Here is a 15,970-nt window from a genome sequence, read left to right on the forward strand (position 1 = left end):
GTTGCCGCAGGTGTCGCTGGTGGCCAACATCGCCGTCGGCGGGTGGCTGGCGCTGCAGGGCCGGATCACGGTGGGCACGTTCGTCGCCTTCGCCACCTACCTGACCACGCTGACGGCGCTGTCGCGCATGGTCTCCACGATGCTCATTTCGCTGCAACTGACGGCCGCGAGCATCGACCGCGTCGGCGAGGTCATCGAGTCCGTGCCCGACCATCCCGATCCCGCCGATCCCCTCCCCGTCCCCGCGGGTCCGGTGGGCCTGCGCCTGCGCGGGGTGACGCATTCGCGGGGTGGGCGCACTTTGCTGGACGACGTCTCCGTCGACCTCCCCGCCGGCTCCACCCTGGCGCTGGTGGGTCCGCCTGGGTCGGGCAAGACCATCCTCACCGAGTTGCTCGGGCGCCATTACGTGGCCGATTCCGGGTCCGTCGAGATCGTCGGCGCGGGGGCATCCGGCGCGGGCGCTCCCGGTTCGCGGGCGTCTGGCTCCGACTCCGCCACCACCGCTTCCGTCGACATCGCCCTGGCCACCGCCGACGACGTCCGCCACGCCATTACCGTCGTGCCCGACGAGCCCTTCCTGCGCACCGGCACCCTGCGCGACAACATCGCGCTGGCCGACCCCGGGGCCACCGACGCCGACATCGAACGCGCCGCCGCCCACGCCCAGGTCACCTTCATCGACCAGCTTCCCGATGGCTGGGACACCGCCATCGGCGAGCGCGGCCACACGCTGTCCGGCGGCCAGCGCCAGCGCGTCGCCCTGGCCCGCGCGCTGCTGGCCCGCCCGCGCATCCTCGCCCTCGACGACGCGACGTCGGCCATCGACGCCGGCACCGAGTCCCTCATCTTCGAGGCTCTGCGCACGCACTACGGCGACATCACCACGGTCATCGTCGCCCACCGTTCGTCGACGCTGGAGCTGGCCGACCACATTCTCATCCTCGACGGCGGCCGCGTGTCGGGGTACGGCACCCGCGACGAGCTCGTGGCCTCCCACCCCGGCTTCGCCGACCTGATGGATCTGTCCGACGCCGACCGCGCCCGCGCCCGCGCCGCCCTGGAAGCGTCGCGGTCCGGCGACGCCGCTCCCCTGGTCATCGATGCTCCCGACTGGGCCGAGCCGGATCATGCGGAGCTGTGGCCCTCCACCCCCGACGCCGATGGTGACGGCGACGGCCCCAACTCCTCCAGCGCATCCGGCTCGTCCGACGGCTCCACCATCAGCTCCACCGATGCCCGCGCCCTGAGCCGCGCCGCCAACCGCACCATGTCCACCAAGGGCGCCCGGGGCATGGGCGGCGGTGGCATGGGCGGTGGCCGCGGAGGAATGGGCGGTGGCATGGGCGGAGGAATGGGCGGCGGTGGCGGCATGGGCGCGGCGATGATGAACGCCCCCGTCACCCGGGACCTCCTCAACCGCATCGACGCACTGCCGCCGGCCAACGAACAGCCCCGCATCGCCGCCTCCGCGCTCGACGATTCAAAGCCCTTCAGCCTGCCGGGCCTGCTGTCGAATGCGCGGCTGCTCATCCTGTCGGTCATCGCGCTGCTGCTGGTGACCACCGCCGCCGACCTCGCGTTCCCCATGCTGGTGCGCTGGGCCATCGACGATGGCGTCTCCGCGGGCGACGAAACCTCGCTGTGGCTGGCTGCGGCGGCGGGCCTGGGCGTCGTCATGCTCAGTTTCCTGGCCATCGCGGGCACCACGGTGCTGACCTCGCGCACGGGCGAACGACTGCTCTACGCCCTTCGCGTGCGCTCCTTCCGCCACCTGCATTCGCTGGGGCTCGACTTCTTCGAGCGGCAGCGGTCGGGGCGGATCATGACGCGGATGACCACCGACATCGACGCGCTGTCGTCGTTCCTGCAGACGGGCATCGCGCAGGGCATCATCGCGCTGTTCACGCTCTTCGGCGTCACCGGCATGCTGCTGGCCACCAACATGACGCTGGCCGGCGTGGCGCTGCTGGCGCTGCCCGTCGTCGCCGCGGCGACGGTGGTGTTCCGTTCGATCTCGTCGAAGCTTTACACCGCCGCCCGCGAGCAGGTCTCCACCGTCAACGCCGACTTCCAGGAGGCCATCGGCGGCCTGCGCGCCATCCAGATGCACCACCGCGTCGCCGACGTCGAGGAGTCCTTCACCCGCGAGTCCGACCGCTACCGCCGCCTGCGCATCCGCGCGCAGGGCGCGGTGGCCACGTTCTTCCCCGGCATCAACCTCATCGCCGAGCTGACCACCGCCGCCGTGCTGTTCGTCGGCGCCACCCAGGTCGCCGAGGGCGCCACCACCGCCGGCGTCCTCATCGCCTTCACCCTGTACCTGGGCATGCTCTTCGGCCCGATCCAGCAGCTGTCGCAGGTTTTCGACGGCTACCAGCAGGCCCGCGTCGGGCTCACCCGCATTTCGGATCTGCTGGCCACCGAAGCCGTCGTCGCCGACACGGGCCGGTCCCCGGGTGCGAGGTCGGCGGCCAAGGGCGACATTTCGCTTGACGACGTCACGTTCCACTACTCCGCCGCCGCACCCGTTTCCGACGCCGAAACTTCCGCCGGGTCCGACGGCGGGCCCGAATCCGCCGGCGACGGCACCCCCACTGCCCCCGTCATCCTGGAGCATCTCGATCTCCACATTCCCTCCGGCCAGACCGTCGCCGTCGTGGGGACCACGGGCGCGGGGAAGTCGACCGTCGTCAAGCTCCTGGCCCGGTTCCACGACCCGGTCGACGGGTCCGTGCGGGCGTCGGGGACGGACATCCGCGAGTTTCCCCTGGAAGAGTGGCGTGGCGTGCTCGGCTACGTGCCGCAGGAACCGCACCTGTTCCACGGCACCATCGCCTCCAACATCGCCTACGGGCGCCCCGGCGCCACCGAAGCCGAGATCACCGACGCCGCACGGCGAGTCGGCGCCCTGACCGCCATCGCCGCGATCCCCGGCGGCTTCACCCACCCGGTCGGCGAGCGCGGCCGCGGCCTTTCGTCGGGCCAACGCCAGCTGATTGCGCTGGCCAGGGCCGAAATGGTCGACCCGGCGCTGCTTCTGCTCGATGAGGCGACCGCCACCCTCGACCCCTCCACCGAAGCCACGATCCTCGCCGCCGCCGATCGCGCCACCGGCCGCCGCACCTCCGTCATCGTCGCCCACCGGCTGGCCACCGCCGCCCGCGCCGACCGCATCCTCGTCCTCGATCGTGGACGCATCATCGAAGACGGCACGCACGCCGACCTACTGGCGGCCTGCGGCACCTACGCGAAACTGTGGGCCAGTTACCATAAAGGGAAGGCGGACGTGGAGGAACCGGGCATGAACCGTTATCCTTGATTGACCCCTAAAACTCCGCGGTCCCGCGTGAATGCAATCAACATGAAATGAGGCGAGTACCTGCCGTGAGCAGCGACATGAGCTTCGGCCAGAACGAGTGGCTGGTCGACGAGATGTTCCAGCAGTTCAAGAAGGATCCCCAGTCCGTCGACCAGGAATGGCGGGATTACTTCACCAAGAACGCCTCCGGTACGGACCTGTCGGCCGCCAGCCGCATCGGTTCCGCCACCCCGCGCAACGCCACCCAGGATCCGGCTCCCATGGCCAAGCGCGCCGCGGCGACCGAAGCCGAGGTCAAGGAGACGGGCCGCCGCCCGTCGAAGGGCCCGGAGCCGACCCGCACCCCGCAGAAGGCGGCTCCCATCAAGGCCAAGAAGTCCCCCATGGACGTCGCGGCGGCCGCCGAGGCCCCCGAGGCCGGCAAGACCGCGCTGAAGGGCATCGGCAAGGCCATCGCCAAGAACATGGACCTCTCGCTGGAGATCCCGACGGCGACGTCCGTGCGCGACATGCCGGCCCGCCTCATGTTCGAGAACCGCACCCTGGTCAACGACCAGCTCAAGCGCACCCGCGGCGGCAAGATCTCGTTCACCCACATCATCGGCTACGCGATGATCAAGGCCGTCATGGCCCACCCGGACATGAACAACGCCTACGAGGTCGTCGACGGCAAGCCGACTCTGGTCGTGCCGGAGAACATCAACCTCGGCCTGGCCATCGACATGCAGAACAAGGACGGCTCCCGCGCGCTGGTCGTGGCGGCCATCCGCGAGTGCGAGACCCTGTCGTTCAAGCAGTTCGTCGAGGCGTACGAAGACATCGTGGTCCGCGCCCGCAACGGCAAGCTGACCGGCAAGGACTTCTCGGGCGTCACCATTTCGCTGACCAACCCGGGCGGCATCGGCACCCGCCACTCCGTGCCGCGCCTGACCAAGGGCCAGGGCGCCATCATCGGCGTCGGCTCCATGGATTACCCCGCCGAGTTCGCCGGCGCCTCCGCCGACCGCCTCGCCGAGCTGGGCGTCGGCAAGCTGGTGACCATCACCTCGACGTACGACCACCGCATCATCCAGGGCGCCGAGTCCGGCGAGTTCCTGCGCACCATGTCGCAGCTGCTGGTCGACGACAAGTTCTGGGACCAGATCTTCGAGGACATGGGCGTGCCCTACACCCCGGTCCGCTGGGCGCAGGACATCCCGAACGTCGGCGTGGACAAGAACACCCGCGTCATGCGCCTCATCGAGGCCTACCGCCAGCGCGGCCACCTGCTCGCGGACATCGATCCGCTGCACTTCGACCACCCGAACATCATCACCCCGGACCACCGCGACCTCGACATCGCGACGCACGGCCTGTCCCTGTGGGACTACGACCGCACGTTCAACGTCGGCGGTTTCGGCGGCAAGGAGACGATGACGCTGCGCGAGGTGCTCATCCGCCTGCGCAACGCCTACTGCCTCAAGGTCGGCTCGGAGTACACCCACATCCTCGACGCCGACGAGCGCGAGTGGCTGCAGGACCGCATCGAGGGCGGCCAGCCGCGCCCGACGCACGCCGAGCAGAAGTACATCCTGCAGAAGCTCAACGCCGCCGAGGCATTCGAGAACTTCCTGCAGACCAAGTACATCGGCCAGAAGCGCTTCTCCCTCGAGGGCGCCGAGTCGCTGATCCCGCTCATGGACGCCGCCATCGACACCGCGGCGGGCCAGGGCCTCGACGAGGTCGTCATCGGCATGCCGCACCGCGGCCGCCTCAACGTGCTGGCCAACATCGTCGGCAAGCCCCTGTCGCAGATCTTCACCGAGTTCGAGGGCAACATGGACCCGGCGCAGGCCGGCGGCTCGGGCGACGTGAAGTACCACCTGGGCACCCAGGGCCAGCACCTGCAGATGTTCGGCGACGGCGAGATCGACGTCACCCTGACCGCCAACCCGTCCCACCTCGAGGCCGTCAACCCGGTCGTCGTGGGCCTGGCGCGCGCGAAGCAGGACATCATCGACCGTGGCGAAGAGGGCTACACCGTCATGCCGATGCTGCTGCACGGCGACGCCGCCTTCGCGGGCCTGGGCATCGTCCAGGAGACCCTGAACCTGATGGCGCTGCGCGGCTACAAGGTCGGCGGCACCGTCCACATCGTGGTGAACAACCAGATCGGCTTCACCACCTCCCCCGACTCCTCCCGCTCGTCGTACTACGCGACCGACCTGGCCAAGGCCTACGGCTGCCCGGTCTTCCACGTCAACGGCGACGACCCGGAGGCCGTCGTGTGGGTCGGCCAGCTGGCCGTCGAGTACCGCAACCGCTACGGCAAGGACGTCGTCATCGACCTCGTCTGCTACCGCAAGCGCGGCCACAACGAGGCCGACGACCCGTCGATGACCCAGCCGGCGATGTACGACGTCATCGACGCCAAGGAGGGCGTGCGCGCCGCGTACACCGAGGACCTCATCGGCCGCGGCGACCTCTCCGAGGAAGAGGCCGAGGCCGCCCGCCGCGACTTCCACGACCAGATGGAGGCGGTGTTCAACGAGGTCCGCTCCGCCGAGGGCGGCACCCCCAGCGAGCAGACCGGCATCACCGGTTCGCAGCCGCTGCCGCACGGCCTGGACACGAGCATCGACAAGGTCGAGCTGCAGGCCATCGGCAACGCGCACATCGACGTCCCCGAGGGCTTCGAGGCGCACCCGCGCGTCGCCCCGGTGGCCAAGAAGCGCGCCCAGGCGTCGAAGGAGGGCGGCATCGACTGGGGCTTCGCGGAGCTCCTGGCCTTCGGTTCGCTCGCCGGCGCCGGCCGCACCGTCCGCCTGGCGGGCGAGGACGTCCGCCGCGGCACCTTCACCCAGCGCCACGCCGTGCTCATCGACCCGAAGACGGGCGAGGAGTACAACCCGATCGACTCCTACGCGGAGGCGCAGGGCAACGGCGGCCGCTTCATGGTCTACAACTCGGCGCTGACCGAGTTCGCGGCCATGGGCTACGAGTACGGCTACACCCTGGGCAACCCGGACGCGGTCGTCGCGTGGGAGGCGCAGTTCGGCGACTTCGCCAACGGCGCGCAGACCATCATCGACCAGTACATCTCGTCCGGCGAGGCGAAGTGGGGCCAGACCTCCAAGCTGATCCTGCTGCTGCCCCACGGTTACGAGGGCCAGGGCCCCGACCATTCGTCCGCCCGCATCGAGCGTTTCCTGCAGCTCGCCGCGGAGGGTTCGTACACGGTCGCTCAGCCGTCTGACCCGGCGAACTACTTCCACCTGCTGCGTCGTCACGCTCTGTCGGACCTGCACCGTCCGCTGGTCGTCTTCACCCCGAAGTCGATGCTGCGCAACAAGGCCGCCGTGTCGCCGGTGGAGGCGTTCACCGAGCAGACGAAGTTCAAGTCTGTCATCGACGACCAGTACTTCCTGTCCGGCGAGGGCGACAAGGACAAGGTCAAGACCATCCTGCTCGTCTCCGGCAAGCTGTACTGGGAGCTGGAGAAGAAGCGCCAGAAGGACAAGCGCGACGACGTCGCCCTGGTCCGCCTGGAGATGCTGCACCCGATCCCGTTCAATCGCCTGAAGGACGCGTTCGACAACTACCCGAACGCCACCGAGGTCCGCTTCGTGCAGGACGAGCCGGCGAACCAGGGCCCGTGGCCGTTCCTGGCGCTGGGTCTGCCGGAGGCGCTGCCGGACATGCCGAAGCTCACCCGCGTTTCCCGTCGCGCCCAGTCGTCGACGGCGACCGGCGTGGCCAAGGTTCACGCGATCGAGCAGAAGGCTCTGCTGGACGAGGCCTTCAAGTAGGCCTGCGGGCGGGCCGCTCCGGTGGCCCGCTGCCGGGGCGCCCGAGCGGTGTCCCGGGCTCGGGGTGCCTGTGCGGTGCCCCGGTGGGAGTGTGATTGCTCCACGCGCACCAAGGGGTTGGTGAGGCCCCCGCTTCGACTTTCGGGTCGGGGCGGGGGCCTTTTCGCATGTGCGGGTTGCTTGACGACGCCCCGCCCACACCCCGTTCCGCCCGTCGCCCCAGCTGCGCCCGATCCTCATTACCCGGCACCCCGCCGCCAAACCCCGACATCACATGGCATCCCCGCCGCTCAGTTCCCCGCTCCGGCCCAGAAAGACGTCCAGTGGACAGAAAGACGTGGTTGACCAGCTCTTTCTGTCCACTGGACGTCTATTTGTGGAGAGGCGGCGCTGGCGCTGCCGCTAATCCCCCGCGCAGTAGCCAACCAATGGCGAATCACATCTCGGCGGGGCCACGACTGCGCTGGCCGGGAGCGGGTCACACGGCGGCGGGGCCGCGGGTGCACTGGCCGGCGGGGAGGAACTCGACGCGGACGTCCGACGCCCTCGGCACGTGCGCCCGCACCGAATCGATGATGGCTTCTCTCGTGGCGGCGAGCTCGGCCATCGGCGTTTCGGGTGCGACTGCCACGCTGACGTCCACGAACAGCCGATGCCCCGACCAGCGCAGCCGCGGCGGGTGCGCGACCTGGGCCGAATCGACGTGGGCGGCGATGGAGTGGACGGTGGCGTCGTAAAGCGAAGGATCCACGCCATCGAGGAGGCGGCCGCCGATGTCGCGTGCGGTGCCGACGAGGAGGACGGCGATCATGACGGTGATCAGCAGTCCGACTATCGGATCGGCGAGCGGGAAACCGGCCATCACGCCGAGGGCGCCGGCGACGACCGCGAGCGACGTGAGGCCATCCGTGCGCGCATGGACGCCGTCCGCGATGAGCGCCGCCGACCCGATGCGGCGGCCGATGCGGATGCGGTACGCGGCGACGACCTCATTGCCGATCGCTCCGACGACGCCCGCCGCCAGCACCCACCCGACGTGGTCGATCGGCTGCGGATCGATGAGCCGCTGCACCGACGTCACGCCCGCGACCACCACCGACACCGCGATGACCAGGACGACGAACAGTCCCGCGAGGTCCTCGGCACGGCCGTAGCCGAACGTGAAGCGCTTCGTCGGGACTCGCTTGCCGACGATGAACGCCAACCACAGCGGCAACGACGTCGAAGCATCCGCGACGTTGTGGATCGTGTCGGCCAGCAGGGCGACGGAACCCGAGAACGCGAAGATGACCATTTGCAGCGCCGCAGTGACGCCGAGGCCGATGAGCCCGATCTTCGTGGCACGGATGCCCGCGTCGCTGGCCTCGAGGGCGTCGTCGATGCGGTCGCCGACGTCGTGGCTGTGCGGAACGAAGAAGTGCTTCAGCGCGTGGCCGACGCCGCCGTGCCGGTGGTCGTGGTCGTGGTCGTGGCCGTGCGAATGGGAGTGGTCATGGCCGTGCTCGCCCGCAGCACCACCGCCTCCCTGCATACCTGCATTCATGCGCATATTGTGGATCAAAAGCAGCCCGCCCGGCAACCCCTTCGAGTCACGGAGCGGGCAGCCGCCCGAACGCCGCCCCTTACCTCCACCGCCGCGGCGGGTGCGGATCCCCCTCGATGGCATGTTCGGCCTGGTAGATCGCCTGCACGACCAGTGTCGCGGCATGCTCGTCGACGAGCGAGTAGAACACCCGCGTCCCCTCCTGCCGCGCGTGGACCATCCGCGCCATCCGCAGTTTCGCCAGGTGCTGGGACACGCTCGTCGGCGTCTTCCCCACCCGCACGGCCAGCTCGCCGACGGGCAGTTCACCGTCGCGCAGGGCGAGGATGATCTTCACGCGCGTCATGTCCGCGAGCATCGAGAACACCTCGACGGCCACGTCGATGTACGGCGAGTCGGGCGACAGCGACGTCGCATGGCCGGATTCCTCGCACACCTCGGCCCCACCGGGGCCCCGGTCGTTGGTCGGCTCGTCGACGGCTCGCGGGAAGCTGTTCATGCCGCCACCCTAACACGGCCGATAGGTTCACCAACCAGCACTTATGATGCGCGCCTTCACACATGCGCAGGCTCCGCGCCCCGCCCCTCGCTCCCCGCCGGCGTGGCTCCGCGCCCCGCTCCTTCTTGCTTTGCGACGGCCCGCGCGCCGCACTACCCCGTCGTAAAGCGGGAGGTGTCCAACCATTCCCGCGCGACCTCCGACGGTTCGCCGCCGTCGCGGACGCGATCGGTGAGCTCGTCGAGTTCGTCGGTGGACAGCGACCCGGCGACGCGGTTGAGCGCGTCGACGCGATTGGCCCGCGTCAGAGCCGGCTTGAGGTAGAACGGCACGATGTGCTGCGGCAACACGGCGCCGGGGTCGTCGGCGGCGCGGGCCTCGAGGCGCTTGGCCTCGTCCTCGCTCAGGCCGTTCTCGCGGCCGCAGCCCTGTGCGTTCGACGGGTCGGTGGCCATGATTTCGCCGGGCAGCGCCGCCGACATCGCGCCGTAGACGCGGTCTCGCCACTCGGCGGACATCGCCTTGCCGGGGTCGTCGTCGGCGGCGTACTCCTCGGCGAGTTGGCGCGCGGTCGTCGGGTCGATGATGCCCAGCAGCTCGCCGGTGCAGCCGAACGACATCGTGACTTCGCCGGATTGCACCGCCCGCATCCGCTCGTCGGACGGCACTTCGACGGTGCCGGAGGTGTCGCGGCCCTTCCGTTCCAGCGCGCCGGCGTAGACCTCGGCGAGCACGGCCTGCTGGTCATCGGCGAGGTCGGCGCCGACGAGGACCGGTTCGCGCTGCTCGGCCGGGGCGGGCACGGCGGGGTCCTGCGACGCGCAGCCGGTCAGCGCCAGCGCGGCGGCCAGCACGACGGGCACGGCGCCTCGCTTGCCTGGCGACGCCCACCGCCCACTCGTTCGGCGGAATCCCCGATCAGGACGTAAGCTCTTCCCGATGCGCCGATCGGCGGTCACGTGGGCGGCAAGGTCCCCGGCCTTCATCGCATCGCTCCTGTTCCATCCGCTTCGATCGGCACCGGTCGGCTCAGATCGGCTCCGATCGGCGCGAGTCGGCTCTGAATGGCTCTGATCCGCTTCGATCGGCATTGCGCCGCCAGGTTACCCCCGAAGGAGGCTCCCGTGCCCTCGTCCCCCCGCCAGGCCCCGCGGACGAATCGTCGCAAGGCGATTCTCCCGTCGTCGGATGCGATGCGGGATTGCGGCGTCTACGTCGACGGGCACCGGGTGGAGGGGCAGTTCGATCACCGCAGCGCACTCGAGGAGGTGCGCTCGCGCGGCGAGGGTTTCGTGTGGCTGTCGCTGTCGCGCCCGGACGAGGTGCAGATGGACGCCATCGCCGAGGAGTACGGGCTCCACGAGCTGACGGTCGAGGACGCGTTGACGCACCGGCAGCGCCCGAAGGTCGAAATCCACGACGACCACATGGTTTTCGTCGTCCGCTCGGTCCACTACAACCCGCAGGGAACGGCCGGGGACGAGAACGAAAAGATCGACACCGGCCAGCTGCTCATGGTGCTGGGGCGCAATTACATCATCACCATCCGCATGGGCATGGCGCGCGAGACGCTGAGCATCCTCGGCGAGCGGGTGTCGGAGGATCCGGAGATGATCCAGCCCGGCCCGGCCGGCGTGCTGTGGGCGATCACCGACCTTTTGGTCGACGACTACCTGCGCACGGTCCAGCAGCTGGAGGACCTCGTCGAGGACATGGAGGACGAGGTCTTCGAGCCGGGGTACATCACGGAGATCGAGGACATTTACATCCTCAAGCGAGAGATCCTGGAGATGCGCCACGCCATCGATCCGCTGACCACGGCGCTGCGCACGATGATGTCCATGCGCGGGCAGCTGATGCCGAAGACGGTGCGCCGCTACCTGTCGGACGTCCTCGACCATCAGCTCGTCGCCGCCGACATGGCGCAGGGCTTCGATGAGCGCCTCTCCGCCCTCATCGACGCCGCGGCGGTGAAGATCCAGCTGCAGCAGAACACCGACATGCGCACGATCTCGGCCTACGCGGCCATCCTCGCCGTGCCGACGGCGCTGGCCGGCATTTACGGAATGAACTTCGACCACATGCCCGAACTCCATTGGGAGTACGGCTATTTCATCGTGCTCGGCATCATGGGCCTCGTCGTGGCGTTCCTGGTGTGGCTGCTGCGCCGCAACAAGTGGCTGTAGGCGATCAGCGCAGTCGGCGCTGCGCGAGCAGGTCGCGGGCCTTTTCCGCGTTGCGGGGGTTGCACAGGACGTCGTAGCGTCCGGCGACGATCTCGGTGGTCGACGCGAAGTCGCGCTTGCCGTTCTGCATGCCGTAGGGCACGGCGGCGAGGATCAGGCCGAAGACCGCGCCGACGACGACGCCGGTGATCAACGGGGCGATCCAATTGTCCTGGAACAGGCCCAGGAGCAGGCCGAAAAACAGGCCCATCCACATGCCGTAGAGGGCGCCGCCGCCGAGCACCTTGCCCCAGGTCAGGCGGCCCACGACGCGCTCGACCTGCATGAGGTCGACGCCGACGATGGTCAGGTCCGACACGGGGAACTCGTCGCGGTCCGACAGTTCGTCGACGGCGGCCTGCGCCTCGGCGTAGGTGGTGAAGGTGCCGATCGGCCATCCTTCCGGCGGCGTCGCGGCGGGCTTTCCGTAAGTGCGGCCCTCGGCCATGGTGGTGGTGCTCCTCTTCCTGTTGCGCGGGTTCTCCCCGTTTCAACGGCCCGGGCGCCCCTTTTGTTCCCCGCAGACGGGTTTACGGAGAGGTGGGCGTCGTAAAGCGAAATGGGGATCCGGGGCGGCGGTTATCCTGGTGACCATGACTTCCATCGACCGCGTGTACGCGGGCCGCCTGTCGGGGATGATCGTGCGCAACCCGGACGGCGATGCCATCGGCCGGGCGCGTGACGTGGTCGTGCGGCTGCGGCCCTCCGGCGCTCCGTCGCGGGCGCTGGGCCTGGTGCTGCAGCTGACGGACAAGCGCCGGGTTTTCGTGCCCATGGGGCGCATCACGGCCGTGGAGCCGAACGAGATCCTGCTCAATTCCGGTCTGGTGTCCATGCGCCAGTTCAAGGCGCGGCCCGGCGAATCCACCGTGCTGGGCGACCTCGTCGGCGCGAAGGTGCAGATCGACGACCCCGACCTGGAGCACCTGCACGGCGTGCCGCAGGAGTTGACGGACGTGGAGATGGAGCGGTCCCGCACGCGGGATTGGGTGCTCACGCGCGTGGCGGTGCTGGGGCCGAAGCGGGGGCTGCGAGGGCGCCGCGACGTCGCGGTGGCGCCGTGGAATCACGTCCACGGCCTGGGCGCCGGCGCGGAACCGAGCGACCACGATGCGGAACTCATCGCCGAGTTCCACGAGATGCGCCCGGCCGACATCGCCGGCGCCATGGCCGACATGGCGCCGGAGCGTCGCCGCCGCATCGCGGAGGCGTTGGACGACGAGCTGCTGGCCGACATCATCCAGGAGCTGCCGGACGACGATCAGACGGAGGTCCTGGAGGACCTGACCATCGAGCGCGCCGCGGACATCCTCGAGGAGATGGACCCCGACGACGCGGCCGACCTGCTCGGCGAGCTCGACGAGAGCCGCGCCGACGTGCTGCTGGAGTTGATGGACCCCGAGGAATCGCAGGCGCTGCGGCGACTGATGGTGTTCGAGCCGGACACGGTGGGCGGCCTGATGACGTCGGACCCGCTGATCCTCCAGCCGACGACGACCGTGGCGGAGGCGCTGGCGCGGGCGCGGGACCCGGAGCTGCCGACGTCGCTGGCCTCGATGGTGTTCGTCGTGCGCCCGCCGACGGCGACGCCGACCGGCCGGTACCTGGGCTGCGTGCACCTGCAGAAGCTGCTGCGGGAACCGCCGTCGACGCAGATCGGCGGCATCCTCGACCCCGACCTGCCGCCGCTGTACGCGGAGGACGACGACGAGATCGCGGCGCGGTACTTCGCCACGTACAACCTGGTGTGCGGGCCCGTCATCGACGACGAGGGGCACCTGCTCGGCGCGCTGAGCGTCGACGACCTGCTCGACCACATGCTCCCCGACGACTGGCGCGAGGACGGCATCCGCCCGGAAAGGACCGCGTAACCCATGGCGAAGGACACTCACCGGGGGTCGGAGCGCCCGTCGCGCGACCGCCTGGAGCTGGACACGCCCGTCGTCGACCGCCGGAAGAAGTTCATCGACTTCGACGGCGACCGCGTCGGCGAGGTCGCCGAGAACGTCGCCCGCTTCCTGGGCACCGGCAAGTACCTGGCGTTCCAGACGATCATCGTCATCGTGTGGATCGCCCTGAACATCGGCGGCATGTGGTGGAACTGGGACCCGTACCCGTTCATCCTGCTCAACCTGGCGTTCTCCACCCAGGCCGCGTACGCCGCGCCGCTGATCCTGCTGGCGCAGAACCGGCAGGAGGACCGCGACCGCGCGTCCGTGGCCGAGGATCGCCGCCGCGCCGCCGAGACGAAGGCCGACACGGAGTTCCTCGCCCGCGAGATCGCCGGCGTGCGCGCCGTCGTCGGCGAGGCCGTCACCCGCGACTACCTCCGCCGCGAGCTCGACGACCTCACCGGCGTGCTCGAACGCATCGAGGCCCGCCTGTACGAGGAGGACCGCCACCCCGGCGCCCATCCGGGCAGCCATCCGGGAGAGCCCGTCACTCGCCGGGCCGATGATCGGCACCCCGGCTCCCGCCCCGACCACCACGAGCGTTAGGATTCGATGCGATGTCCACGATTACTGAAGCCCAGGTCCGCACCGCCCTTTCCACGGTCGAGGATCCCGAGGTCCGTCGCCCGATCACCGAGATCGGCATGGTCAAGTCCATCGCCATTTCGGAGTCGAACGACGTCGCCGTCGAGGTGTACCTCACCATCGCCGCGTGCCCGATGAAGAACACGATCGTCGAGCGCACCGAGGATGCCGTCAAGGGCATCGAGGGCGTCGGCGCCGTCTCCGTCACCACCGACGTGATGAACGACGAGCAGCGCCGTGAATTCCGCAACGCCGTGCGCGGTTCGTCCGCCGAGCCGGTCATCCCGTTCGCCCAGCCGGAGTCCCGCACCCGCGTGTACGCGGTGGCGTCGGGCAAGGGCGGCGTGGGCAAGTCGTCGGTGACGGTGAACCTCGCCGCCGCGCTGGCCGCGAAGGGCCTTGCGGTCGGCGTGCTCGACGCCGACGTCTACGGCCACTCGGTGCCCCACATGATGGGCTCGGAGGACAAGCCGCACCAGGTCGACGACATGATCATGCCGCCGCAGGCGCACGGGGTGTCGCTGATCTCGATCGGCCACTTCGTCGACGACAACGCGCCGGTCGTGTGGCGCGGCCCGATGCTGCACCGCGCGATCCAGCAGTTCCTGGCGGACGTGTTCTGGGGCGATCTGGACGTGCTGCTGTTCGACCTGCCGCCGGGCACGGGCGACATCGCCATTTCGGTGGCGCAGCTGGTGCCGAACGCCGAGCTGCTCATCGTGACCACCCCGCAGATGGCGGCGGCGGAGGTCGCCGAGCGCGCGGGCACGATCTCGCTGCAGACGCGCCAGCGCATCACCGGCGTCATCGAGAACATGAGCTGGATGGAGATGCCCGACGGTTCGAAGATGGAGGTCTTCGGTTCGGGCGGCGGCGAGACCGTCGCCAAGCGCCTGACGCAGATCACCGGCGCGAACGTGCCGCTGCTGGGCCAGGTGCCGCTGGACACGCGTCTGCGCGAGGGCGGCGACGAGGGCACCCCCATCGTCCTGTCGGAGCCGGAGTCGGGCGCGGGCAAGGCGCTCAACGACGTTGCGGCCAAGCTGTTTACGCGTCGCGAGTCGCTGGCCGGCAAGTCGCTGGGCCTGGGTGTTACGCCCAAGTAAAACAATCGCGATCGACCGGGCCCCGGCGGCGGAACCTCTTCCGCCGCCGGGGCCCGATTGCGTAATCTGATCGCCATGTTCAGCCCGCGCGATCTCCCGCTCCCCCTCGTCGGCGCCCCGATGGCCGGCGGCCCGTCGTCTCCGGAATTGGTGGCGGAGGTCGCCCGCGCCGGGGGCCTCGGCATGATCGCCGCGGGGTACCTGTCGGCGGGCACGCTCGCGGAGGTCATCGGCGAGACCATTTCGCTTTACGACGGCCCGTCGTCCCGCCGTCCGGCCAACGGTTTCCCGAACCGCACGTCGGCGGGCGGCGGGCGCATCGGCGTGAACCTGTTCGTGCCGAACCCGGACGTCTCCGACGGGTGGCGCGAGTACCGGGATCGGTTGGCGGCCGACTTCCCCGGCGTGGAACTCCCCGACGAGCCGAAGTGGTCCGACGACGACTGGGACGCCAAGATCGCCCTGCTGACGGGCTCCGGCACCGGCGACCCGGCCACCGGTGACTCCGCCACCGGCGCCGACGACGCTTCCTCGGGTGGCACGGCGGGCAACTCGGGCGCGGGGACGTCGTCAAGCGATGCAGTGGCAACGGTGACCTTCACGTTCGGCCTGCCCAAGCGCTCCGTGGTGCGCGCGCTCAACGCCGCGGGCAAGTCCGTAGGCGTGACCGTGACCAGCCAGGACGAGGCGCGGGCGGCGCTCGCCGTCGGCGCCGACCACCTGATCGTGCAGGGGCCGGGCGCCGGCGGGCACCAATCGACGTTCGCCGTCGCGGAGATGCCCGCCGCCGTCGGATTCCACGCGGGCGTGTCCGGGACGGCGGCGCTCGTGCGGTCCGTGCGGGCGCTGACCGAGGACTACGCCGTGCTCGTCGACGGCGAGGCGACCACCGTGCCCATCGTCGCGGCGGGCGCCTCTTTGGCCACCGTGACCAAGATGAAAGAAGATTA

The 15,970-nt window shown here is 69.8% G+C and carries 11 protein-coding genes; 7 read left to right on the plus strand and 4 right to left on the minus strand.

Features of this window, described 5'->3' with window-relative positions:
* Positions 1-3,322: ABC transporter ATP-binding protein (locus GX015_RS06690; protein ID WP_291343781.1), on the plus strand; the 3,322-nt coding region annotated here is incomplete at its 5' end.
* Between the two features lie 65 nt (positions 3,323-3,387).
* The gene (locus tag GX015_RS06695; RefSeq protein ID WP_291343782.1) at positions 3,388-7,110 is read left to right on the plus strand and encodes a multifunctional oxoglutarate decarboxylase/oxoglutarate dehydrogenase thiamine pyrophosphate-binding subunit/dihydrolipoyllysine-residue succinyltransferase subunit; all 3,723 of its coding nucleotides are present in this window, start codon (positions 3,388-3,390) and stop codon (positions 7,108-7,110) included.
* 478 nt (positions 7,111-7,588) lie between these two features.
* Here GX015_RS06695 and GX015_RS06700 read toward each other — a convergent pair whose 3' ends face one another.
* The 3 genes from GX015_RS06700 to GX015_RS06710 all read right to left on the minus strand — a co-directional run bounded on the left by GX015_RS06700 (position 7,589) and on the right by GX015_RS06710 (position 10,015).
* The gene (locus tag GX015_RS06700; protein WP_291343783.1) at positions 7,589-8,653 is read right to left on the minus strand and encodes a cation diffusion facilitator family transporter; all 1,065 of its coding nucleotides are present in this window, start codon (positions 8,651-8,653) and stop codon (positions 7,589-7,591) included.
* A 79-nt stretch (positions 8,654-8,732) separates the two neighbouring features.
* Positions 8,733-9,152: a metalloregulator ArsR/SmtB family transcription factor gene (locus tag GX015_RS06705; RefSeq protein ID WP_291343784.1), complete on the minus strand. Its 420-nt coding sequence runs from the start codon at positions 9,150-9,152 to the stop codon at positions 8,733-8,735.
* A gap of 152 nt (positions 9,153-9,304) precedes the next feature.
* Positions 9,305-10,015, minus strand: a complete 711-nt coding sequence (locus GX015_RS06710; RefSeq protein ID WP_291343786.1) for a glycine betaine ABC transporter substrate-binding protein — start codon at positions 10,013-10,015, stop codon at positions 9,305-9,307.
* Positions 10,016-10,276: 261 nt separating this feature from the next.
* Between GX015_RS06710 and GX015_RS06715 the strand changes: the two genes are divergently transcribed.
* Positions 10,277-11,338, plus strand: coding sequence for a magnesium and cobalt transport protein CorA (locus GX015_RS06715; RefSeq protein ID WP_291343787.1), 1,062 nt, complete (start codon positions 10,277-10,279; stop codon positions 11,336-11,338).
* A 4-nt stretch (positions 11,339-11,342) separates the two neighbouring features.
* Here GX015_RS06715 and GX015_RS06720 read toward each other — a convergent pair whose 3' ends face one another.
* Entirely contained in the window at positions 11,343-11,825 is a 483-nt protein-coding gene (locus GX015_RS06720; RefSeq protein WP_291343789.1) for a general stress protein, read from the minus strand.
* 145 nt (positions 11,826-11,970) lie between these two features.
* On the opposite strand from GX015_RS06720, the gene GX015_RS06725 reads away from it, so the two are divergent.
* The 4 genes from GX015_RS06725 to GX015_RS06740 all read left to right on the plus strand — a co-directional run.
* Positions 11,971-13,248, plus strand: coding sequence for a CBS domain-containing protein (locus GX015_RS06725; protein ID WP_291343792.1), 1,278 nt, complete (start codon positions 11,971-11,973; stop codon positions 13,246-13,248).
* A 3-nt stretch (positions 13,249-13,251) separates the two neighbouring features.
* Entirely contained in the window at positions 13,252-13,875 is a 624-nt protein-coding gene (locus tag GX015_RS06730; RefSeq protein ID WP_291343794.1) for a DUF1003 domain-containing protein, read from the plus strand.
* 11 nt (positions 13,876-13,886) lie between these two features.
* A complete protein-coding gene (locus tag GX015_RS06735) occupies positions 13,887-15,020 on the plus strand; it encodes an Mrp/NBP35 family ATP-binding protein (RefSeq protein ID WP_291343796.1) in 1,134 nt (377 codons plus the stop codon).
* A 75-nt stretch (positions 15,021-15,095) separates the two neighbouring features.
* The coding region (locus tag GX015_RS06740) for a nitronate monooxygenase (RefSeq protein ID WP_291343798.1) at positions 15,096-15,970 on the plus strand (875 nt) is incomplete at its 3' end.

The sequence above is a fragment of the Corynebacterium sp. genome, assembly GCF_012837295.1.
In the GTDB taxonomy this organism is placed as follows: domain Bacteria; phylum Actinomycetota; class Actinomycetes; order Mycobacteriales; family Mycobacteriaceae; genus Corynebacterium.